Origin of the sequence: Meiothermus granaticius NBRC 107808 (assembly GCF_003574355.1) — a bacterium.
GTDB lineage: Bacteria > Deinococcota > Deinococci > Deinococcales > Thermaceae > Meiothermus > Meiothermus granaticius.
On sequence record NZ_QWLB01000034.1, the window covers coordinates 15837 to 34124 of the forward strand.

Annotated in this window: 24 protein-coding genes and 1 pseudogene; 18 read left to right on the forward strand and 7 right to left on the reverse strand. The window is 63.9% G+C overall.

Going from position 1 to position 18288, the window contains the following annotated elements; all coding sequences use genetic code 11:
- Nucleotides 1-70: 70 nt before the first annotated feature.
- Both Mgrana_RS16725 and Mgrana_RS11975 read right to left on the reverse strand, forming a co-directional pair.
- Entirely contained in the window at nucleotides 71-559 is a 489-nt protein-coding gene (locus tag Mgrana_RS16725) for a transposase (RefSeq protein ID WP_147371296.1), read from the reverse strand.
- The gene (locus Mgrana_RS11975) at nucleotides 523-831 is read right to left on the reverse strand and encodes a transposase (protein WP_147021229.1); all 309 of its coding nucleotides are present in this window, start codon (nucleotides 829-831) and stop codon (nucleotides 523-525) included. Before Mgrana_RS11975 ends, Mgrana_RS16725 begins: the two co-directional genes overlap by 37 nt.
- A 1396-nt stretch (nucleotides 832-2227) precedes the next feature.
- Here Mgrana_RS11975 and Mgrana_RS11990 point away from each other — a divergent pair.
- From Mgrana_RS11990 to Mgrana_RS16730, 15 genes are all read left to right on the forward strand, one after another.
- Nucleotides 2228-3256, forward strand: a complete 1029-nt coding sequence (locus tag Mgrana_RS11990; protein ID WP_119357844.1) for an imelysin family protein — start codon at nucleotides 2228-2230, stop codon at nucleotides 3254-3256.
- A 65-nt stretch (nucleotides 3257-3321) separates the two neighbouring features.
- On the forward strand, nucleotides 3322-5535 hold the full coding sequence (locus Mgrana_RS11995; RefSeq protein WP_119357861.1) for an FTR1 family protein: 2214 nt from the start codon (nucleotides 3322-3324) through the stop codon (nucleotides 5533-5535).
- Entirely contained in the window at nucleotides 5532-6548 is a 1017-nt protein-coding gene (locus Mgrana_RS12000) for a FecCD family ABC transporter permease (RefSeq protein WP_119357845.1), read from the forward strand. The genes Mgrana_RS11995 and Mgrana_RS12000 overlap by 4 nt, the downstream gene beginning before the upstream one ends.
- A gap of 9 nt (nucleotides 6549-6557) precedes the next feature.
- The gene (locus Mgrana_RS12005) at nucleotides 6558-7475 is read left to right on the forward strand and encodes an ABC transporter substrate-binding protein (RefSeq protein WP_119357846.1); all 918 of its coding nucleotides are present in this window, start codon (nucleotides 6558-6560) and stop codon (nucleotides 7473-7475) included.
- A gap of 59 nt (nucleotides 7476-7534) precedes the next feature.
- The gene (locus Mgrana_RS12010; protein ID WP_119357847.1) at nucleotides 7535-8416 is read left to right on the forward strand and encodes an ABC transporter substrate-binding protein; all 882 of its coding nucleotides are present in this window, start codon (nucleotides 7535-7537) and stop codon (nucleotides 8414-8416) included.
- 34 nt (nucleotides 8417-8450) lie between these two features.
- Nucleotides 8451-8675, forward strand: a complete 225-nt coding sequence (locus tag Mgrana_RS12015) for a hypothetical protein (RefSeq protein WP_147021228.1) — start codon at nucleotides 8451-8453, stop codon at nucleotides 8673-8675.
- Nucleotides 8672-9097, forward strand: a complete 426-nt coding sequence (locus tag Mgrana_RS12020; protein ID WP_240631351.1) for an SRPBCC family protein — start codon at nucleotides 8672-8674, stop codon at nucleotides 9095-9097. Before Mgrana_RS12015 ends, Mgrana_RS12020 begins: the two co-directional genes overlap by 4 nt.
- A gap of 76 nt (nucleotides 9098-9173) precedes the next feature.
- On the forward strand, nucleotides 9174-9473 hold the full coding sequence (locus Mgrana_RS12025; protein ID WP_119357849.1) for a hypothetical protein: 300 nt from the start codon (nucleotides 9174-9176) through the stop codon (nucleotides 9471-9473).
- 13 nt (nucleotides 9474-9486) lie between these two features.
- The gene (locus tag Mgrana_RS12030) at nucleotides 9487-10023 is read left to right on the forward strand and encodes a flavodoxin (RefSeq protein ID WP_119357850.1); all 537 of its coding nucleotides are present in this window, start codon (nucleotides 9487-9489) and stop codon (nucleotides 10021-10023) included.
- A gap of 60 nt (nucleotides 10024-10083) precedes the next feature.
- Nucleotides 10084-11010: an ABC transporter substrate-binding protein gene (locus tag Mgrana_RS12035; RefSeq protein WP_119357863.1), complete on the forward strand. Its 927-nt coding sequence runs from the start codon at nucleotides 10084-10086 to the stop codon at nucleotides 11008-11010.
- 21 nt (nucleotides 11011-11031) lie between these two features.
- Complete coding sequence (locus Mgrana_RS12040; RefSeq protein WP_170146469.1) at nucleotides 11032-11505, forward strand: ferritin; 474 nt, start codon at nucleotides 11032-11034, stop codon at nucleotides 11503-11505.
- 20 nt (nucleotides 11506-11525) lie between these two features.
- The gene (locus Mgrana_RS16855) at nucleotides 11526-11699 is read left to right on the forward strand and encodes a hypothetical protein (protein ID WP_170146470.1); all 174 of its coding nucleotides are present in this window, start codon (nucleotides 11526-11528) and stop codon (nucleotides 11697-11699) included.
- Nucleotides 11700-11809: 110 nt separating this feature from the next.
- Entirely contained in the window at nucleotides 11810-12814 is a 1005-nt protein-coding gene (locus Mgrana_RS12045) for a FecCD family ABC transporter permease (protein WP_119357851.1), read from the forward strand.
- A 6-nt stretch (nucleotides 12815-12820) separates the two neighbouring features.
- Complete coding sequence (locus Mgrana_RS12050) at nucleotides 12821-13609, forward strand: ABC transporter ATP-binding protein (RefSeq protein ID WP_119357852.1); 789 nt, start codon at nucleotides 12821-12823, stop codon at nucleotides 13607-13609.
- 74 nt (nucleotides 13610-13683) lie between these two features.
- Nucleotides 13684-13959 (forward strand): hypothetical protein, encoded by a 276-nt coding sequence (locus Mgrana_RS16730; RefSeq protein ID WP_147021226.1) that lies wholly within the window; start codon nucleotides 13684-13686, stop codon nucleotides 13957-13959.
- Here the strand turns inward: Mgrana_RS16730 and Mgrana_RS17370 are convergent.
- From Mgrana_RS17370 to Mgrana_RS12065, 4 genes and pseudogenes are all read right to left on the reverse strand, one after another.
- The gene (locus Mgrana_RS17370) at nucleotides 13843-14547 is read right to left on the reverse strand and encodes an IS630 family transposase (RefSeq protein WP_170146471.1); all 705 of its coding nucleotides are present in this window, start codon (nucleotides 14545-14547) and stop codon (nucleotides 13843-13845) included. The genes Mgrana_RS16730 and Mgrana_RS17370 overlap by 117 nt on opposite strands.
- Nucleotides 14548-14585: 38 nt before the next feature.
- The gene (locus tag Mgrana_RS17375; RefSeq protein ID WP_371862092.1) at nucleotides 14586-14708 is read right to left on the reverse strand and encodes a winged helix-turn-helix domain-containing protein; all 123 of its coding nucleotides are present in this window, start codon (nucleotides 14706-14708) and stop codon (nucleotides 14586-14588) included.
- Nucleotides 14709-14782: 74 nt separating this feature from the next.
- Nucleotides 14783-15103 carry a helix-turn-helix domain-containing protein gene (locus tag Mgrana_RS17380; protein WP_371862091.1) on the reverse strand — a complete coding sequence of 107 codons (321 nt, stop codon included), beginning with the start codon at nucleotides 15101-15103 and terminating at the stop codon, nucleotides 14783-14785.
- 55 nt (nucleotides 15104-15158) lie between these two features.
- Nucleotides 15159-15626 (reverse strand): annotated as a pseudogene (locus Mgrana_RS12065) (magnesium chelatase subunit ChlI family protein); the annotation flags it as partial.
- On the opposite strand from Mgrana_RS12065, the gene Mgrana_RS16735 reads away from it, so the two are divergent.
- The 3 genes from Mgrana_RS16735 to Mgrana_RS12075 all read left to right on the forward strand — a co-directional run bounded on the left by Mgrana_RS16735 (nucleotide 15610) and on the right by Mgrana_RS12075 (nucleotide 17756).
- Nucleotides 15610-15792 carry a hypothetical protein gene (locus Mgrana_RS16735; protein WP_147371298.1) on the forward strand — a complete coding sequence of 61 codons (183 nt, stop codon included), beginning with the start codon at nucleotides 15610-15612 and terminating at the stop codon, nucleotides 15790-15792. The pseudogene Mgrana_RS12065 and the gene Mgrana_RS16735 overlap by 17 nt on opposite strands.
- Nucleotides 15793-15881: 89 nt before the next feature.
- Nucleotides 15882-16778, forward strand: a complete 897-nt coding sequence (locus tag Mgrana_RS12070; protein ID WP_147371299.1) for an endo alpha-1,4 polygalactosaminidase — start codon at nucleotides 15882-15884, stop codon at nucleotides 16776-16778.
- 48 nt (nucleotides 16779-16826) lie between these two features.
- The gene (locus Mgrana_RS12075; protein WP_170146472.1) at nucleotides 16827-17756 is read left to right on the forward strand and encodes a spherulation-specific family 4 protein; all 930 of its coding nucleotides are present in this window, start codon (nucleotides 16827-16829) and stop codon (nucleotides 17754-17756) included.
- 7 nt (nucleotides 17757-17763) lie between these two features.
- Here the strand turns inward: Mgrana_RS12075 and Mgrana_RS12080 are convergent, their stop codons facing one another.
- Nucleotides 17764-18069, reverse strand: coding sequence for a DsrE family protein (locus Mgrana_RS12080; protein WP_206075085.1), 306 nt, complete (start codon nucleotides 18067-18069; stop codon nucleotides 17764-17766).
- Nucleotides 18070-18288 lie beyond the last annotated feature (219 nt).

Sequence of the window (18288 nt, forward strand, 5' to 3'; positions counted from 1 at the left end):
ACGCCGGCCCTTTTGGGCTGGTTTCGCTTACAATAGTCCGGAAGGTTTCAAGCGGCCTTGACCCCGAGATTTAGGAGTTTCTGAAGGCGCTGGTGGTATTTATTGCAGGTAGGGATTTGGGGCAAGATGGATAATATTCGGCTGGCGAAGAGTTGGTTGTAGACGCGACGCTTGGCATTTTTGATACTGAAAGTAAACGTATCGGGGGTTCCTTGATGAGCGTTGAGTTGTTGTGACGGGAATGGCAGTCTTCGAGACCGAGGTGCTGCTTGGTGTCTCGAAAAAGAAACTCCATCTGGAAACGGGCGGCATATACTTGCAGGATGTGCCGGGGGTCTTGGGTCAGGTCGGTGCTAAAGAAGAGCTGGTGCCTGGGGGGTTTGTTGGGTTGGTGGGTGAGGATGGCGATGACCCGCAGTTTGGTTTTGAGTTTTGGGCAATGGACGATGGTGGTGTAGAGATAGGTGGTTGGCCCCTCTACTGGCGAAGCGGATGCTTGCGGTGATTCTTGTGGCGTCGGCTCTACTGTTTTCCAGCGTTCCCAGTGCTGGTAGTCCACCTTGCCGTCGTAGAGTCTGGGACGACCTGGGCCAGAGGATGGGGGCCGGTGAAGGGGTATCGGAGATCCGCATCACAGCGTAGCTTGCCTACCAAATGCTGGCCTTGTTGGCGTACCGCCGCAACAAAGTCTTGCTTGGCGTAATACCCATCCCCCACCACGTACTGGATGCGCTGCCGCAGGTGGGGGGATAAGCCACCCAGCACCTCGTGCAGATGCCCTGCGCACAGCTCGGTTCGACCGGCGGTTTGTGTCGCCTCCGTTGCCCGCATATGCAGCCCAAAGGCCTGACCCCAATCCAGGTCAATCAGGCTAATACACGAAACTTCCAATCTCCTCACCGCTTTGTTTTGCATACTATCCCAATACTTGCCTAGGTTGGGTGTTGCCTTTCCAGACTTCCGCACGAAGCTGGTGTCTATGCCCAGCACCCACTGTCTTTCAGCCTTTGGCCTCCACGATTCCAGCACGCTCTGATTGATCCCGACAAAATCCACAAATAGTTCACCCGTCCCGGTATCGCCAGCCACAGCCCTACCAGCATCACCAGGTACTGAGCTTGGGTCTTGCGCATGCCTACTTCCTTCGAAATCGCCTCAAATTGTTGCACAATGTTCATGGGTCGTCCTTTCAGGCTACGGTTTGCACTTTCACCTTATTGGAGACCCCTCTTTTTGCAAAAACCTTCCGAACTATTGGCTTACCCAGCTCAGGGGTGTGCCATGCACCCCGCTTCGTGGAGCCTGAAGAACCACAGGGCAGGCCAGCCCCAACCACGTACCGATATCTCTAGCCGCGTTGTGGTTGGGGTGGCCCTGATAACCACATCTCTCGCTGAAGCAGGGCCAGCAGTCGCGGTTCTGGTCGGCCTGGGACTTTGTAGCCTTGTGCTGGTTGGTGTTACGGAGGCCCATGAGGTCTTCCATCCGTATCCCGCTGTTGTGTTTCTTTGCAAAGGCCACCGGCGTCTTGCTGAGGATGTGGACGATGCGCCGGACAATACGCTGCTCTCTTTGCTCCAGGCGTTTGAGGGTTCTGTGCCTGCCCGCCTTTTGCAACCTGCGCCGCCTGGCAGCGTAGCGGCGGCGGATATGCCTGACCCAGCCGAAGCACAGAATAGGTGTTGCCCACCTTGTGCGGCGTCCAGTTCTGGTTGTTGGTTTCCAGTGGCAGACGCTTGAACGCTTTGACCTTCCTGGACTGGTTGACATTGCGGATGGTCTGGTTGATCCAGGCCGAGCTGAGTTCCACCTGGTGTACGGGTCCAAGAGGGGATCGTCCAGGTTCTTGAAGCTGGCCGTGGTCAGGCGCTTCGGCTCTGTCCTGGGCATAAGCAGGATGCGGTTGGCGAGGGCGGTGTTGACCACCTGCAACCTCGACCACTTTCAGGGCCAGAAGGCAGCTTGAGGGTCAGGGTTTGGGAGGGCGCGTTCTGATTCTGGCATATCCTGCGAACCCCTGCGAGGGGTTTCGGCTTCCCGGCGGCGCATCCGCGTCGCGTTCGGGTTCATCCTACCGCTGAAGCGGTGAGCTGTTTGCGAACATTTCTATAATGATTATCACTTCCAATACTACAAAAATCCGAGCGGAATACTTGACTTTAAGGAGCCGTGCTGCATAGACTCGGGAGAGTTTTCACCTGGGGCTTCCCGGGTTATGGAGGCAGCGATGAGGCTATGGCTTGTACTGATTGTGATCGCTCTGGGCGCTGCCCAGGCCCAGGGCGTGGAGACGGTCAAGAGCTATTTACTCGAGCGCCTCGCGGCGCAGAAGAGCGCCACGAGCGAGCTGGCGGCGGCGGCGGGCCGCTACTTTGAGGCAGCCAGGAAAGCCGGTTTCGACTACCGCAAGTTGACCCAGGCTCCCGTTGCTGAGGCTGTGCGGGCTTCCCTCAAGGAGGCACGCGCCGCCTGGATTAGGGCCAGCCCCCTCTACGAGAGCGTGGAGGGGATCGTGGCGGGGGTGGAACTGCTTGCCGGCTTTGACCTGAACATAGACGCCGGGGCTTCCCAGGCCGAGGGTGGGGACGCGGTGGTGAGCTTCGACCTCGAGCTGCCAGATGGGAGGGTGCTGAAGAAGCCGGGCAACGCTTTCGGATTGGTGGAGGGGAGCCTGTGGAGCACGGGAAAGGCCTTCTCCTCGGGCGTGGCCTTCGATGTTGATGGCGACGGCAAGCTGGGCTTTGGTGACTGGCTGCCCGATGCTCTCGTCCTCAAGGCGGCGGCTGAGAAGCTCGACCGGCTCACCGCCGAGCTCATTGCTACGGCGAAGACCTGGAAACCCACCGCCCAGGATGTCTTCGGAGCGCTGACCGCCAACGTACCCACCGCCGCGCCGGTGTTCCTGGAGCGCTGGAAGACCAGCCGCTTCGTGCTGGGCGACAAGGCCACCCGCCGCGACTTCAATGTGATCTCCTCCCTGAGCGACCTGGTGGACAACATCACCAGTTGGCAGCGGCTTTACGAAGGGGTGTCTCCTCAGGTTCGGGCGAAAGATGCTGCCCTGAACGCGCAGATCCTCGAGGGGCTTCGTAACCTCAAGGCCTGGACCCAGCGCCTGCTGGAGCAGGAGAAGATCCGCCGCTTCACCCCCGAGCAGGCCGAAATCCTCATTAAAGAAGGCGACGACCGGGCTACCGCCATCACCGGCAAGATCGTGCAGGCCGCGGCCCTTTTAGGCATCAGGGTAGAACAGTGAGAGGCTCAACCCTTTTGATCCCGCTGCTGTGCGTCCTGGCTTCTTTGGTTCTGGCTCAGTCCCCGATGAAGCCACACCTGCAGCCCGGCGACACCGCTACTCCAGCCCAATCTGGGGAGGCCCTGCGTTCGGCGTTGGCCGAGGCCCAGCTCGAGCTGGCCTTTGACCCGCAGCAGGCGCAGCGGCTGCTGCAAAAGGCGGCGGTGGCGCTGGAGGAGCTGGAGCAGGCCGGGCTGGAGTTCGACGCCCAGGTCCTCATCCGCTTGCAGCACCTGATCCGCTCGGGCGACGAGGCAGCCTTCGCCCGGGAGCGCGCTGCGCTGTGGACCGGGGTGTTGCGGCAAAGTTATGCTCGCCTCGAGGCCGCCGTGCAGCAGGGAAATGCCCTCGAGGCGGTGCGCTGGCTCGAGCTACGCGAGTACCGCAGCGCCACCCGCTTCGACCCCCCTGACGCCGACGCCACCGAGGCCCTGCGGGGCCTGGCCGAGGGCCGGATTCCGCCTTCCGAGGCGCTCACGGCGGTGCGCGCCGACCTCCTGGATGGCTACCAGTCGCGCCTGAACGAGGCCCTGAGGGGTCTCGAGGTAGCCCAGCAGGCGGGCTGGCGGGTGCGCGGGGCCGAGGCGCGGGCCCTGGGTCAGGGCTACTTCGAGATCCTGGCTCCGGCCTACAGAAGCCAGCGAGGGGAAGCTGCTTTGCAAAGGGCCAGGGCGCTCCTGGCTACGGGCAGTTCCCAGCAGATTCGCAGCGCCCTGGAGGGCTTCCGTGCGGCCCCCCTCTCTCTGCGCGAGCGGGCCAGACGGGTTGGCCAGGTTCTGCGTTTTGTGTCGCTGGTTCCCGTCGAGTACGCGCGGGGGGTGAGCGGGGAGGAGGGCCAAGTCAGCGTCACCAAAGACCTCGAGATCACCGAGGCCCTCACCTTCCTCAAGAGCGCGGCCTCGGCCTGGAGCGACCTGGAGCCCCTTCTGGCCGACCACCCCGACCTCCCCGTTATTCGCCAGGCCTTCACTGCGCTGGAGAAAGGTCTGCGGGCAGCCAGCCGGAAAAGCGATCCACCTACGGCGCACTGGGTTAGCGAGCAGAGTCAGGCGCTTTTAAAGCGGCTCGATGCCACCCTCCCCGCTGGGTGGCGGCGGGCCGACCCGGCGGGCGACCTCGAGGTTATCCGCTCACAGCTGCGCTCGGCCCAGAACGCGGTGGCCGCGGGCCGCTACGACCTGGCCGAGCTGGCCCGCATGGACGCCTACGCTTTGCTGGAGAGCGGCCCCGAGGCCAGACTGCGGGTGTTCAACCCCCAGCTGGCCCTCGAGCTCGAGGGGCTGTTCTGGTACGGGCAGGAACCCAAGGGCCTCGCCCGCCTGATCCGTGAGCGGGCCGACGTCGCGCAGGTGGCCCAGACCCGCCAGATCCTCGAGGCCAGGCTGCGCGAGGCCAACCAGGTACTCGGGCGCGAGGCTTCACCCGCTGCCATCGGCCTCAATGCCGCCATCATCGTTTTCCGCGAGGGCCTGGAGGCGGTGCTCATCATCGCTGCCCTCCTGGCCTCCTTCCGCCGCCCTGAGAACCTCCACCTGCGCCGTCCGGTGTGGCTGGGGGTAGGGCTGGCCTTCCTGGCAAGCGCGCTGACGTGGGTGTTGATGTGGGGGGCCATCCAGCAGTTCGCCCGCTACGGCGAGCGCGTGGAGGCGGTGGTCTCGCTCATTGCCATCGGCGTGCTGCTCCTGATCATGAACTGGTTCTATCACAAAATCTACTGGACCGACCGCCTGGCGGACTTCCACCAGCAAAAACAGCAAGCCCTGCGGCGCACGGGCCTGGCCGCCGGGCTGGGGTTGGTGGCGGTGGGCTTCGAGAGCATCTACCGCGAGGGTTTCGAGACCGTGCTCTTCCTGCAGTCGCTGGTGTTGCAGGGAGGCGTCCTGGACGTGCTGTGGGGCACCCTGGCCGGAGGAGTGGTCGTGGTGGGGCTGGGCCTGGTGGTCTTCCAGCTCCAGCTCAGGCTGCCGCAGAAAAAGATGCTGATCTTCACCGGCTTGCTGGTGCTCTTCGTGTTGACGGTGATGGTGGGTCAGACTGTCCACGTCATGCAGGTGGTGGGCTGGTTGAGCGTGACGCCTACCGGCTGGGGCCTGCCGTACTGGTTGGGAACCTGGCTAGGGGTCTACCCCACGCTCGAAGGGCTGTTGCTGCAAGTACTAACCCCAACCGTTGTCGTGGGCAGCTACTTTGCTGCCGAAAGCCTCAAGCGCCGCAGATTGCAACCGCACATCGCACCATGACCACGACTGCCGCCCTCCCCTCCCGCAGAGCCCGAATTGCCTGGCTGGCCTTTCCGCTCGGCCTGGGGCTGTTGCTGCTGGCCTTCTTGCTGTCGATTTCGGTTGGGGCCAAGGACATTCCGCTGCTCGAGGTCTGGCGGCTGGTCTTCCGGCCCGATGGCTCCACCGACAGCCTGATCGTGCAGACCCTGCGCCTGCCCCGGGCGGTGGCTGCCCTGGCGGTTGGGGCCTCTTTGGCGGTCTCGGGGGCTATGCTTCAGGGCATCACCCGCAACCCCCTGGCTGGGCCAGGGATCCTGGGGGTCAACGCCGGAGCAGCCCTGGGCATCCTGGTGGCGGTGGTCTTTCTGCCCGCCCTGCCGCCGCAGATTTTCGTGGCGGTGGCCTTCGTGGGCGGCTTGCTGGCGGCGGGCCTGGTCTATGCCATCGCCACTTCGGCAGGCCTGACCCCCGTGCGCCTGGCTCTGGCCGGGGTGGCGGTAGGGGCTCTGCTGGCTGCTTTATCCAACACCCTGCTCACCCTCTTCGAGGAGCGGGCCAGGGGAGCCATGTTTATCCTGGCGGGCAGCGTGGCCGGGCGCAGTTGGGAGGGCCTATTGCCCATCCTGCCCTGGGTCGCGGCCACCCTGATCCTGGCCCTGCTCTCGGCCCAGCTCGTGAACCTCCTGGCTTTGGGCGAGGACGTGGCCAGGGGTCTGGGGGTTCGGGTGGGGTGGGTGCGCGCCTGGACGACCGCCCTGGCGGTGCTGGCTGCCGCCACCGCGACCAGCATCGCCGGGCCCATCGGCTTCCTGGGACTTATGACCCCCCACCTCGCGCGGGGCCTGGTGGGAACCGACTACCGCCGGGTACTGCCGTTTTCGGCGGTGCTGGGGGCAGCCATCCTGCTCCTGGCCGACGTGGGTGCCCGGCTGGTGGATAAGCCCCTCGAGACCCCTGTGGGCATCCTGATCACCGCCATCGGGGCGCCCTTTTTCGTCTACCTGGCCCGGCGTACCGGGCAGGAGAAATGAGGAACAAGGATGCAGCGAATCGTGACCGCGCTGTCGGGTCTGCTCTTAGGCGGCCTGACGTTGGCCCAGACTTTCCCCATCAGTATCAAGCACGAGGCCGGAACCCTGGAACTCGCCGCCCCGGCCCGGCGGGTGGTGGTGCTGGAGTACAGCTTCCTCGACACCCTGCTGGCCCTGGGGGTCAAGCCGGCGGGGGCCGCCATCGGCACCCAGGGTGGCGACCGGGGGCCCGCGCCCTACCTCAAGCCGCTCTTGGGTGGGGTGAACAGCATCGGCTCGAGGGCCCAGCCCTCCATGGAGGCCATCTTGGCCGCCAAGCCCGACCTGATCCTCGCCGACGCCTTCGTGCACAAAGACCTGATCCCCCAGTTCCAGAAGATCGCTCCCACCGTGGCCTTCCACTCCCGCCGGGGCAGCTACGACGACCTGATGCAGCAGGTGCTCTTGATTGGCCGGATGCTGGGCAAGGAGAAGCTGGCCCGCACCCTCTTCGCCGACCAGGCCAGCCTGCTGGCCAAGGCCCGCTCCTTCGCCAACCCCCGCGCCCCCGGCCTGGTGGCGGCGGTGGCCACACCCACCTCGCTCACCCTGCACTCCAGCGAGAGCTTCATCGGCAGCCTCTTGGAGCGGCTGGGTCGCAAGAACCTGGTCAGGCCACAGAACGGCCAGAGCCAGTTCGAGGTCTCGCTCGAGGGCCTCGTAGCCCTCAACCCGCCCACTCTGGTGCTTTTCACCGCCAAAGACGAGAACCCCATCACCCGCGAGTGGGCCAAGAACCCCCTGTGGCAAAACATCGAGGCCGTCCGGCGGGGTCGGGTCTGGGAGTTCGACCGCGACCTCTGGACCCGCAGCCGGGGGCCGCTGGCGCTGAAGCTGATCGTGGCCGAGTGCATCGACAGCGGCCTGCTGGGCGACCTCTCGAGGTGAAACATGCGACGAACCCTACTCAAATCTCCACCCCAATCCTCCTCGTTTCCTGCCTGGCGATGCTGGCCTTCGCCCTGGCTCAGCCCGCCTATGCCCAGGCCTGCACGGGCCGCCTAGTCAAGCACGCCATGGGCACGAGTTGCGTTCCCAAGGTGCCCAAGCGCGTGGTAGTGCTGGACACTGGCGAGCTGGACAGTGCTTTGGCCCTGGGCGTCAAGCCAGTGGGCGCGGTGGCGCCCGCCGGCCAGGGCTTCCAGGCTTACCTGGGCAATCTCACCCAGGGCATAGAGGTGGTGGGAACCATTCAGCAGCCCAGCCTGGAGAAGATCCTCAGCCTCAAGCCCGACCTGATTCTCACCAGCCAGCTGCGCCACGGCCAGCTCTACGACCAGCTCTCGCGCATTGCTCCCACCGTGATGGCCGAGACCGTGGGCGTGGTCTGGAAGGAGAACCTGCTACTGGCGGGTGAGGCTTTGGGACGCAGCACCCAGGCCAAAGTCCTGCTGGCGCAATACGAGCGGCGGGCCGGGCAATTGCGCGACCGGCTCGGAGGCCGAGGCCGGCTGCCCACGGTAAGTATCCTGCGCTTCACGCCGGGCCAGATCCGCAGCATGAACCGGGCCAACTACATCGGCACCATCCTCGCCGATGTGGGCCTGCCGCGCCCGGCCTTCCAGAGCAAGGACACCTTCGCCGACTACATCTCCCTCGAGCGCCTCCCCGACCTCGACGCCGACTATCTGTTCTACGCCACCTATGGCGATCCCGCCCAGACCGACCAGGCTGCCGTGCTCGCGAGCCCGCTGTGGAAGGGCCTGAAGGCGGTGCAGAAGGGCCGGGCCATCGCGGTGAACGACGATGTGTGGTTCCTGGCCATCGGGGTGCTGGGGGCGAACCGGGTGCTCGAAGACCTCGAGAAGTACCTGCTCGCTGGTAAGTGATGGATGAAGCAAAAACATGCCCGGGGGGGAAAAGGTGAGGCAACCCGTTTTGATCTCGTTGCTAATCGCAGATATCGGCCTGGCCCAGCTCCTGACCATCCGGCATGATGCGAGCGAGACGACGATCCCACGAAAACTCGAGCGGGTGCTCAAGCAAACCCGCGTGTTCTTCTTCCGCTATGGGCTCAACCTGCAAAAGCCTCAGGGAGGCCCCCCGATCCAGACATGGGTGGGAGAAGGTAAAGGAGTCAAAACATGACGGATATTGCTCTTGTTCACACCGAGGCCCACCTGACGATTGCCCGCTCTCCCGCAGAAGTTTGGGCGGTATTGAGCGACTTCCAGCGCGCGCCGCTGTGGATCAAGAACACCCTGCTGAGGCTCGAGGGGGAGCTGCGCGAGGGAGCCGAGCTGTTCTTTAGCTTTCCCAAACACCCTCGTTTCCCCGGCAGGTTGACCCGGCTGCGACCCCTGGAGGAGTTTGGGATTAGCTTTGCCACCCGTGATTTCATCTTCACCTTGCGGGAGCTGAGCCCCAACCAGACCGAGGTCTGCCTTAGCCTACAAACCCCGGTATACCCCCGCTTTGGGCGTGAGCAGACGGAGCGGGGTAACCTCAAGATTTGCCAAGCCATGTTGCGCCAGTTGCGAGGTGTTGTCGAGGAGGAAGGACATGTGTAGACGTAGTCGAACGCTAAGCAGGATCAGTCCGCACCGGTTTATCGCCCACTGTGACTGTTGTGGGGGAATCGTTCACTTGGCCTGGGACAACCTGACGCTGGCCCTTTCGCCCGAGGATTTCCGGCGGCTCAATGAGTTTTTCACCCTTCACGCTGAGCCACCCAAAGTCCAAGAAGAAGGGGTTGAGGTGGTGCTGTACCAAAGAGAAACCCCTTCTTCTGCAAGCGTTCGGCTTTGGATCGGCAATGTCGGGTTGCGCCTTGAGCGGCTGAGTTGGGGGGAACTGAGGCATCTGTGCTTCTTAGCTAGCCAGACGCTGGAGCTGCCGGAGCTATTCCCTGAAGCCCCTACTGCCCGACCACGCCAACTCAACTGAAGGGAGTTCGACGATGTCCAAGATTGGAGTGTTCTACGGTAGCACCTACGGCAACACTGCCGACGCGGCAGCGAAGATTGCTGCCCACCTCGAGCGCCTGCTGGGACAGCCTGTTCCCCCACAGGATATCGCTCAGGTGGACCTCAAGACCCTCGAGGGCTATGACAAGCTGCTATTGGGTTGCTCGACCTGGAACATAGGCGAGCTGCAATTCGACTGGGAGGTTGTATACAGGCAGCTGGACACGCTTGATCTTAGTAGCAAGCAAGTCGCCCTATTCGGCTGCGGCGATCAGCTCGGTTACCCGGATAGCTTCCAGGATGCCCTGGGGATTCTGGGGGAGAAGCTCGAGGAGCGCGGAGCTAGCCTGGTGGGCCTATGGCCGGTGGCTGGCTACGAGCATACCCGTTCGCTGGGGCAGCGAGGGGAGTTTTTTTTGGGGTTAGCCCTCGATGAGGACAACCAGGCCCACCTTAGCGAAGGGCGCATCGCGCGCTGGGTAGAGCAGGTGCTCGAGGAGTTCGGGTTGTTGATGAGGGTGGGAAGCTAATTCTACGCGAACAGAAAGGAGTTTGTTGTGAACAATCGCATTGTTGTTGCCGTTTTTTCTATGATCGTCGGCCTGGGCCTGGCCCAACCCCTGACCATCCGGCACGACGAGGGTACGACGGTGGTTCCTAAAGAGCCCCAGCGGGTGGTGGTGATGGACGAGGAGGCGCTGGGCTGGCTGACCGCCCTCGGCGTCACTGATCGCATCGTGGGCTTGGGTAGCGCCTACTTGACCCCTGCCGACATCAGTGGGGGCCGCATCAAGCCCGAGGTGCTGCAAAAAGGCTTCTTGGCCCGCGCGAAGCTCAACAACCCCATCTACGTGGGCTCCTGGCTCGAGCCCAGCCTGGAGACCATCCTCACCCTCAAGCCCGACCTCATCGTGCGCCTGACCTGGAAGGGCAACCAGAACTACGACAAGCTCAGCCGGATCGCCCCCACCATCGGTTACGTGGAGGGCGGGGAGGGGTTCTGGCAGAAGGGCCTGAGGGACTTGGGCCGTATCTTTGGCCGCAGCGCCGATGCCGAGCGCGTCATCGCGCAGGTCAGGGCCACGAACCGGGCCAACGCGGCTAGGCTGCGGGCTGCCGGGGTGTTCGAGAAGTACCCCAAGGTCGTGGTGGTGGCCCCCTTCGCCGGCGGGAGCAACTGGGTTTACACTGCTGTGCGTCTGATCCCCGACCTGCGCGAGCTGGGTTTCAAGGACGGCTTCACCCCCAAGGAAGTCACCCTCGGGGTGGGGGCCCAGATCAGCGACGAGGCGCTGCTCTCGCTGGACCGGCAAACCCTGGTGGTGGTCTTCCCGCCCGGCGGCAAGTACAACGGGGCCGAGGCCTTCTACGCCAGCCCTGTCGGCCAGAAGCTCAAGGAGCAGAGCATCCTCTACCTGCCGGAGGACTATAGCCCCTACAGCGGGCCATTGGTCAGCATTCGCAACTCCAACGAGCTGACCCGGATGATCCTCGAGAAGATCCAGCGTGAACGTTGAGGCAGGGAGGGAACGACCACGATGATTTCCGAAGCCCTTGCCGGCTTGCTCAACCAGCAGATCGTCCACGAGTTCCGCGCCTCCCAGGTCTACCTGGGCATGAGCGTCTACTGCACCGGGCTCAACCTCGACGGGTGGGCGGGCTTCTTCGAGCGGCAGTCCGAGGAGGAGCGCGAGCACGCGCTGAAGATCGTGCGATTCCTGAGCGAGGCCAGCGCCCCGGTCTCGCTCGAGGCCGTACCCGAGGCCACCACGCGCTACGGAAGCCTGCTCGAGGCCGTTTCCAAGTCGCTGGAGTACGAGCGAAAAGTCTCGGACAGCTTCCGCATCATGGCCAAAGTGGCCCAGGAGCACCACGACCACACGGGCTACGGCTTCCTGCAGTGGTTCCTGAAGGAACAGATCGAGGAGGAGAACACCTTCGCCCGCCTCGAGGCCGTGCTGGAGGGCGGTCTCAACCCCTTCCAGGCCGAAACCCTCCTGCCCAGGGAATAAGACCACGCCCGGACACCCTCATGACCGAGCCCTGTGACACCCGCTTCTGCTCCTTGTTTGCCCGATCCCAGGGTGAACAGCCCATCGGGAATGCGCCCCAGACCCGGCAGTTCCTGGTGGTGGAATGCCCGACCCGCGTGATGTGGCTCCGGCAATCCACAGGGACCTTCGTGCAGTTCAAACGGAGGGAGTAGCAGCTTCCACCTGCGGGTCGCCGCGCTTTGCGAGGCCCTGTTGTTCGAGAGAGCAAATACCCCAAGCGTTCGGCATTCGCTATTCAGCGTTTGACGACTGACGATTCCTTATGACCCACCGCAAGTCCTTGCCCTCCCTCACGCTCCTTCTCCTCCTGGCCCTGGCCCTGCTCTTGATCATGCTGATCTCGGTCGGGGTCGGGGCGATCCGGATGAGCCCGCTCGAGGTTCTCAAGGCCCTCGCCGGTTCCGCTGACGCGGTTAACATCCGCATCCTCTACGAGCTGCGCCTCCCGCGCGTATGCCTGGGTGCGCTGTGCGGGGCGATGTTCGCGGTATCGGGTGCGATCCTGCAGGGCGTGGTGCGCAACCCGCTGGCCTCGCCTGACGTCGTGGGGGTGGGGGCGGGAGCGGGCCTGGCAGCGGTCGTCACGCTGATCCTCTTCCCGGCAGCCCCGCTGTGGGCACTGCCTGCTGGGGCCTTCGCCGGGGCGGGGGTGGGCTTCGCCTTGGTGTATCTGCTCGCGCGCCGTGCAGGTGAGGTGGCTCCGGCGCGCGTGGCCCTCATCGGCATCGCGGTGGCCGCCGCCCTCACTAGCTTCCAGCAACTCATCCTCATCCGCGCCCCCGACGACATCGGGCGGGCCCTGACCTTCCTGGTGGGCACCGTCTACGGGGCCGACTGGGAGCGCTGCGCGCGGGTGCTACCCTGGGCGGCGCTGCTCCTGCCGCTGAGCTGGCTGCTGTGGCGCCGCTTCGACGTGCTGACCCTGGGCGACCACCTGGCCCGGGGGCTTGGGATGCGCCTGGAGCCTGCCCGCCTGGCTGCCCTGACGCTGGCGGTGGGGCTGGCGGGCGTGGCCGTCACCGGCGCGGGGGTTCTGGGCTTCGTGGGCCTGATTGCCCCCCACATGGCGCGGATTTTGGTCGGGCCCAGCTTCGCCCGCCTATTACCGGCTTCGATGCTGCTGGGGGCGATGCTGGTGGTGGGAGCCGACACGCTGGGGCGTGGCCTGCTCCCCCCGATTGAAGTCCCTGCGGGCATCCTCACCACCCTCCTGGGCGCACCCTACTTCCTGTGGCTCCTGCGGCGCACGGGCGGCATCAAACGCTAGCAAACCATGAAACTTCAGACCCGATCCCTCCACCTCGGCTACGAGAACCGCCTCGTGGTCGAAGGGCTCGACCTCGAGCTCTCCTCCGGCAAGATCACCACCTTCATCGGCCCCAATGGCTCGGGCAAGTCCACCCTGCTGCGCTCGCTGGCAAGGCTCTTGAAGCCCCAGCAGGGCAGCGTGCTTTTGGACGGCAAGGCCATCCACCGCCTGCCCACCAAGGAGGTAGCCCGCCAGCTCGCCATCCTGGTGCAGGGGCCGCAGGCCCCCGAGGGCCTCACGGTGGAGGCCCTGGCCTGGTTCGGGCGCTACCCCCACCAGGGCTTCTTCGCCCAGCGCAGCGAGGCCGACCGCGCCGTCGTGGAGCGCGCCCTCCAGCAGACCGGCATGGTGGTCTTCCGTGACCGGCCCCTCGAGACCCTCTCCGGGGGGCAGCGCCAGCGGGCCTGGATCGCCATGGCTCTGGCACAGGACACCCCGGTGGTGCTGCTGGACGAGCCCACTACCTTTTTAGACCTCTCCCACCAGCTCGAGGTCATCCACCTGCTGCAGCGGCTCAACCGCGAGCAGGGCAAGACCATCGTGATGGTGCTGCACGACCTCAACCAGGCCGCGCGCTACTCCCACGAGCTGGTGGTGATCGACGGGGGGGAGGTGGTGGTCCAGGGCCAACCCACCGAGGTCATCACCCACGACTTGCTGCGCCGGGTCTTCGGGCTCGAGGCTCACATCACCCTTGACCCTGACACCGGTACGCCCCACGTGATCCCCTACGGCTTATCCCGGCGCTCCTGAATGTGCTCTGGGTTTCGGCTTCACCTAGAGGCTGTAAGAACTTATCCTTAGCGAAGGCGGGCGGCTATGTTTAGATGAACCGCCCTGCATACCCATCCGATGCCCGTGATGAGGCATGGGCCCTGGTGCTGCTCTATCTGACCCTCGCCCCGCTGGAAGCAGCGCAGCACAAGTACGTCCTGCACGAGGTGTTCATCGTTCAGACCCAGGCCGATGACCCTTCACTGGGCCATCTATCGGCCCTGGTAGCGACGGCGGTCTGCGAACAGGAACGGGCCCGGGTGGGCGCCCTGAGTCAACAGGTGCAGGCAGTGACGGGGGAACCGGTGGAAGGCATCGCCCTTGCCTGAAGGCGTGTTACAGTCAGGATGAATATCCGGGTATTTTCTCATAAGAAATCCTTTTGATCCCATCTTTTTGCATCCTCCTGGCCACCAGTGGAAGAGGGTGTAGCTCCGGATGAGCGGGTGCTGGGTCTGGAGGTAAGCGCACCGCGCCTCCACCCGCTCCCAAAGCTCCTCTTCCGTCTGCACCTGCCCGTTGACCACCCCCGCATCCACAAGAGGCCATACCCGCTCCACCGGCTGCAGCTCCGGAGAGTAAGGCGGCAGGAACACCAGACCCACCCCCGGCGGCACCCGCAGCTTGGAGGAGGTGTGCCATCCCGCCCGATCCAGAACCACCAAGACCCACTTCCTCCTTCCCGCCCCTCGGGCCCGGGCAAAAGCCTCCAGAACCATCCCCAAGCTCTCCGTGCTCGCCGAGGGCAGGAGCCAGTGCTCGTTCTCCCCCCGGTTGGGCCGCACGAAGGTGTAGACGTAAAGCCACCGGTACCGCGGCCTCTCCCAGACCAAAGGGGTCTTGCCCCGCAGGGCCCACATCCGGCGGCGGATGGGCTTCAGGCCCAGCCGGTGCTCGTCCAAAGCCCAGAGCTCCACCTGCAACCGAGGGAAGAAGTACCGCAGAAGGAACAGGACTAGGAGGAGGTTTTTTTAAACACCTCCCCCTCCTCTGAGTCCCGCTCCCGGTGTCTGGGCCGGGGGCGTAAGGGGGCAAAACCCAGCCTTTTCATCCAACTCCAAGCCCGCCTGGGGTCCACAGGACGCCCCAGCCTCTCGGAAAGCCACTCCGCGGCGTTGCGGATGGTCCACAGGCCATCCCGGGGATGGGGGGCTAGGAGGGCTTGGTGGAAGGCCTCCTGAAGCTCGGGAGGGAGGAGGGGGGCTTGCCCCGGTTGTGGTGGACCTTATCGGCCATGGCGTCCATGCCTCCTTGGTTGTAGCGATGAACCACGGTGCGAACCCAGCGCTCGGAGTAGCCCAGGATCTTAGCCACCTGGGGGATGGGGTGACTGGTGGCGAGGAGCCACAGGGCGTGCCAGCGGGCTCGCTCCACCGGGTCTTCCGTATCCCGATAGAGGGCGCGGAGGTTGTTGGGGTGAGGAGGGTTCTTGAGCTCCAGCCTGGGGCGGCGTTGGTGCTTGGCCAGTTGCATGCACCTATCGTAGCGGATGGGGTCATGCGGAGTTCTTATCATTTGATTTTCTGGCTTACCCCACGCTCCTTCGATACGTCAGCGCCTCGGCCAGATGGGCCTCCTGGATGTGCTCCGCCCCCGCTAGGTCGGCGATGGTACGCGCCACCCGCAGGATGCGGTCATAACTCCTTGCACTGAGGGCCAGGCGCTGGGTGGCGGCTTGCAGCAGGGCCTCGGAAGAGGGAGAAAGCACCGTGTGTCGCCGCAGTTCGCGGCCAAAGAGTTCGCTGTTGAGTTTGCCCTGGCGGGATTGCATCCGCTCCCGCGCCGCCAGCACCCGTTCCCGCACTATTGCCGTAGATTCACCCTCAGGAGAACGGGCCAGTTCCTCCGGGGTAAGCCGGGGCACCTCCACCACCAGGTCGAAGCGATCCAGCAGGGGGCCACTGATGCGGCCCACGTAGCGGGTGCGCTGGGTAGGGGTACAGCTACAGGGTTTCTCCGGGTCGCCGAACCAGCCGCAAATGCAGGGGTTCATCGCCAGGGATGACCCCGAAAAAATCCGCCGTTTCAAGCGCCTGTACAATCACATCTATAAGCGCCCCCAACCCCTGGTAACCATGCGCGTGCTGGCGATTGACGACGCCCCCGAGCGCTATCCCCTGCTGGTGGCCTACTACACCCGTAGGGGCAGTCTGCCGGGCTGACTGCTCGAGATCGCTCGAGGTACTATTAGTTCGTCTTTGTCGGGAAGGGATTAGGGTTTGGCCTTCTATTGGGGCCGGAGGAGATTTTCATGGGGAACAGAAAGCTGCTGCTCCCGCTGGCATTGATCGCCGCTTGTACAGGACAGACCCAAAGCGGGGTCACCCCCCCCGGCTCCTGGTGGAAACCCAGCCCAGCCACCCCCATCAGCTGGCACTGGCAGCTGTCACAGGGCTTTAGCGTGCCTCGGGATTTGAAGCCCGGCGTCACGGTCTACGACTTCGATAAAGATTACATGGCCAGTGCGGATACGGTAGCTAAACTGAAGGCGGCGGTGCCTGGGGCGGTGGCTATCTGCTATATCGACGTAGGGGTATATGAGGATTACCGCCCGGATAAGGGGGCCTTCCTGGAGGCTCAGAATCAGTACCGCTTGGATACCGGGGATTCCAACGCCAAACTGTGGGGGAATAAGGACGCGGGCTGGAATGGCTCTTATTGGCTCGACGTGCGACAGCAGAAGTACCTGCTCCCGCTGATGGAGGCCAGAATCAAGGACTGTAAGGATAAGGGCTTCGATGCGGTGGAGCCGGATGAGAGCGAGGTCTGGGATAACAACCCGGGGTTCCCGATCTCCATGGAACAGAACCATGCCTACACCCGGGCGATTGCTGAGCTGGTACACAAGTACGGGATGAGCGTGGGGCTCAAGGGGAACAATGGGGAGGCGGCTCTCTTGGAGCCCTATCACGACTGGGCCTTGTCGGAGCAGTGCTTCGAGTATGGGGAGTGCCAGAACCTGGTGAACAGCTTTGTGAAGAAGGGCAAGGCGGTGTTCGTGGTGGAGTACTCGGTGTCTCCGGACTGCAACTATGCCAACCAAAACCACCTCAACGCGGCGCGGCGGGACTTGAACCTGGTGGGACCCACAGCCTCAGGGTATCTCTACCAACCCTGTAGGCCCGATGGCAGCTCGGCTTGGCCCTGACCCTGACCCTCAGCCAACCCGGAGGCTTTGGGGGTACCCTGTAGAGGAGTGCTCCCGAGACCCCTGACCTGGATTCTGGCCGGCGTCCTGCTGGGAGGCTTGGCCTGGGCAGCTCCCATCGCTCGAGCCGGGCTTAAACCGGTGCTGTTGGTCCCGATCTACGTGTTCCCCCACAGCTGGGGGGTCAATGAGTACGTTCGGCTGATCAACCTGCAAAAGCGTTACCCCAACCTGCCGATTGTGGCGATTGTCAATGTGGACTTTGACGGCCCGGACTGGAAAACCAACCCAGGGTATCGGGCCCAGATGGGGGAGATCGTGCGCTCCTTGGCTGGGGCGGGGATTGTGGTGCTGGGGTATGCCAGCTCGAGCTACACCCGCCGCCCCTTCCAGGGGGACCCCAAGGGAAGCGGGTTTGGCAGCGACCTCAGGACCAACGTGGATCGCTGGATCCGGTTTTTCCCCCAGGTGCGGGGCATTTTTGTGGATGAGATGTGCTATAGCCTCACGCTTTACCGCGATCAGCAGCACCCCTGCCTTCCGCTCGAGGCCAGCCGGGCACCCGTGGGGCAGGCCGAAGGCCGGCCCTATCGCGACGTGATGGCCTATTATCGCGCCGTTTATGCCTATATCCGCCTGAGCAAGGGGCTGGAGCTGGTCATCGCCAACCCCGGCCAGACGGTTCCCCCGGCCTTTTTCGATGGCAGCGTAGCGGATGCCCTCATCGTTTATGAGGGCTCGGAAGCCTACTTCGACCCCACCGTGTACCCGCTTGGCGGCAATCCTGACCGGACCGGATTGCTGCTGTACAACGATCCTGCCCCCTTTGCCCTGCCCAAGCTTAGGGCGGTGCTGGGAAAAGTGGGGTTCTTCTACGTGACCGACGCGATGCTGGTGGATGGAAAGCTCAACCCCTGGGCCGCGCTGCCGCGCTACCTCGAGGAGCTGGCCGACTATCTGGCCAGCCCTCAACCCTGAAGCTCAACTAGGGTTTGATGTAAGCATATCCCTCGTTTTGGGCCTCTGCGAGGGCGACAATGCCCGCTGGAACCACCTGGGCCCAGTAGGGGAGATGATCGGGGTTGATGTGGTGTTCCCCCAGGGCATTGGCACAGACCTGGAACTCTACCTGCTGGGCCAACAGGGCCATCTTCTGTGTGAGGTCGGAGTTCCCCAGCAGGGCATAAACCCCGGTGCCGTTGGTGACCACTCGAGCCGCGGCATCAGGATAGTCCCGGGTTAGGTTGGCCAGGTTGGCCAACGCAGCCGGCCAGCGATCGGCCTGGTTCACAGAAAACCTTTCGCGGATGCCCCGCATTTCAATGTGGGGAGGAAGCGAAGGTATCCGCGTAGCGGACGGCACAGTGTGCGGCTTGGGAAGCCGGGCAAAGCCCAGTGCGTAATCGGCAAACTGATTTGTGGCACAATACCCTCATACACAGAGCAGAAACCGTCGTGCTCAAGCTGCGCAACCCCGGAGCAGGCAAGCGGCGCTGGCTCGACCAGACCG

Excerpts from the sequence above, each read along its gene's own strand:
- Mgrana_RS12020 (WP_240631351.1), top strand. The coding sequence starts at position 8,672 with ATGACGGATATTGCTCTTGTTCACACCGAGGCCCACCTGACGATTGCC.
- Mgrana_RS16730 (WP_147021226.1), top strand. The coding sequence starts at position 13,684 with ATGAACCGCCCTGCATACCCATCCGATGCCCGTGATGAGGCATGGGCC.
- Mgrana_RS12005 (WP_119357846.1), top strand. The coding sequence starts at position 6,558 with ATGCAGCGAATCGTGACCGCGCTGTCGGGTCTGCTCTTAGGCGGCCTG.
- Mgrana_RS11990 (WP_119357844.1), top strand. The coding sequence starts at position 2,228 with ATGAGGCTATGGCTTGTACTGATTGTGATCGCTCTGGGCGCTGCCCAG.
- Mgrana_RS12045 (WP_119357851.1), top strand. The coding sequence starts at position 11,810 with ATGACCCACCGCAAGTCCTTGCCCTCCCTCACGCTCCTTCTCCTCCTG.
- Mgrana_RS12035 (WP_119357863.1), top strand. The coding sequence starts at position 10,084 with ATGATCGTCGGCCTGGGCCTGGCCCAACCCCTGACCATCCGGCACGAC.
- Mgrana_RS12030 (WP_119357850.1), top strand. The coding sequence starts at position 9,487 with ATGTCCAAGATTGGAGTGTTCTACGGTAGCACCTACGGCAACACTGCC.
- Mgrana_RS12010 (WP_119357847.1), top strand. The coding sequence starts at position 7,535 with ATGCTGGCCTTCGCCCTGGCTCAGCCCGCCTATGCCCAGGCCTGCACG.
- Mgrana_RS11975 (WP_147021229.1), bottom strand. The coding sequence starts at position 831 with ATGCGGGCAACGGAGGCGACACAAACCGCCGGTCGAACCGAGCTGTGC.
- Mgrana_RS16735 (WP_147371298.1), top strand. The coding sequence starts at position 15,610 with ATGCAGGGGTTCATCGCCAGGGATGACCCCGAAAAAATCCGCCGTTTC.
- Mgrana_RS12050 (WP_119357852.1), top strand. The coding sequence starts at position 12,821 with ATGAAACTTCAGACCCGATCCCTCCACCTCGGCTACGAGAACCGCCTC.
- Mgrana_RS16855 (WP_170146470.1), top strand. The coding sequence starts at position 11,526 with ATGACCGAGCCCTGTGACACCCGCTTCTGCTCCTTGTTTGCCCGATCC.
- Mgrana_RS17380 (WP_371862091.1), bottom strand. The coding sequence starts at position 15,103 with ATGCAACTGGCCAAGCACCAACGCCGCCCCAGGCTGGAGCTCAAGAAC.
- Mgrana_RS12040 (WP_170146469.1), top strand. The coding sequence starts at position 11,032 with ATGATTTCCGAAGCCCTTGCCGGCTTGCTCAACCAGCAGATCGTCCAC.
- Mgrana_RS12000 (WP_119357845.1), top strand. The coding sequence starts at position 5,532 with ATGACCACGACTGCCGCCCTCCCCTCCCGCAGAGCCCGAATTGCCTGG.
- Mgrana_RS12070 (WP_147371299.1), top strand. The coding sequence starts at position 15,882 with ATGGGGAACAGAAAGCTGCTGCTCCCGCTGGCATTGATCGCCGCTTGT.
- Mgrana_RS11995 (WP_119357861.1), top strand. The coding sequence starts at position 3,322 with ATGAAGCCACACCTGCAGCCCGGCGACACCGCTACTCCAGCCCAATCT.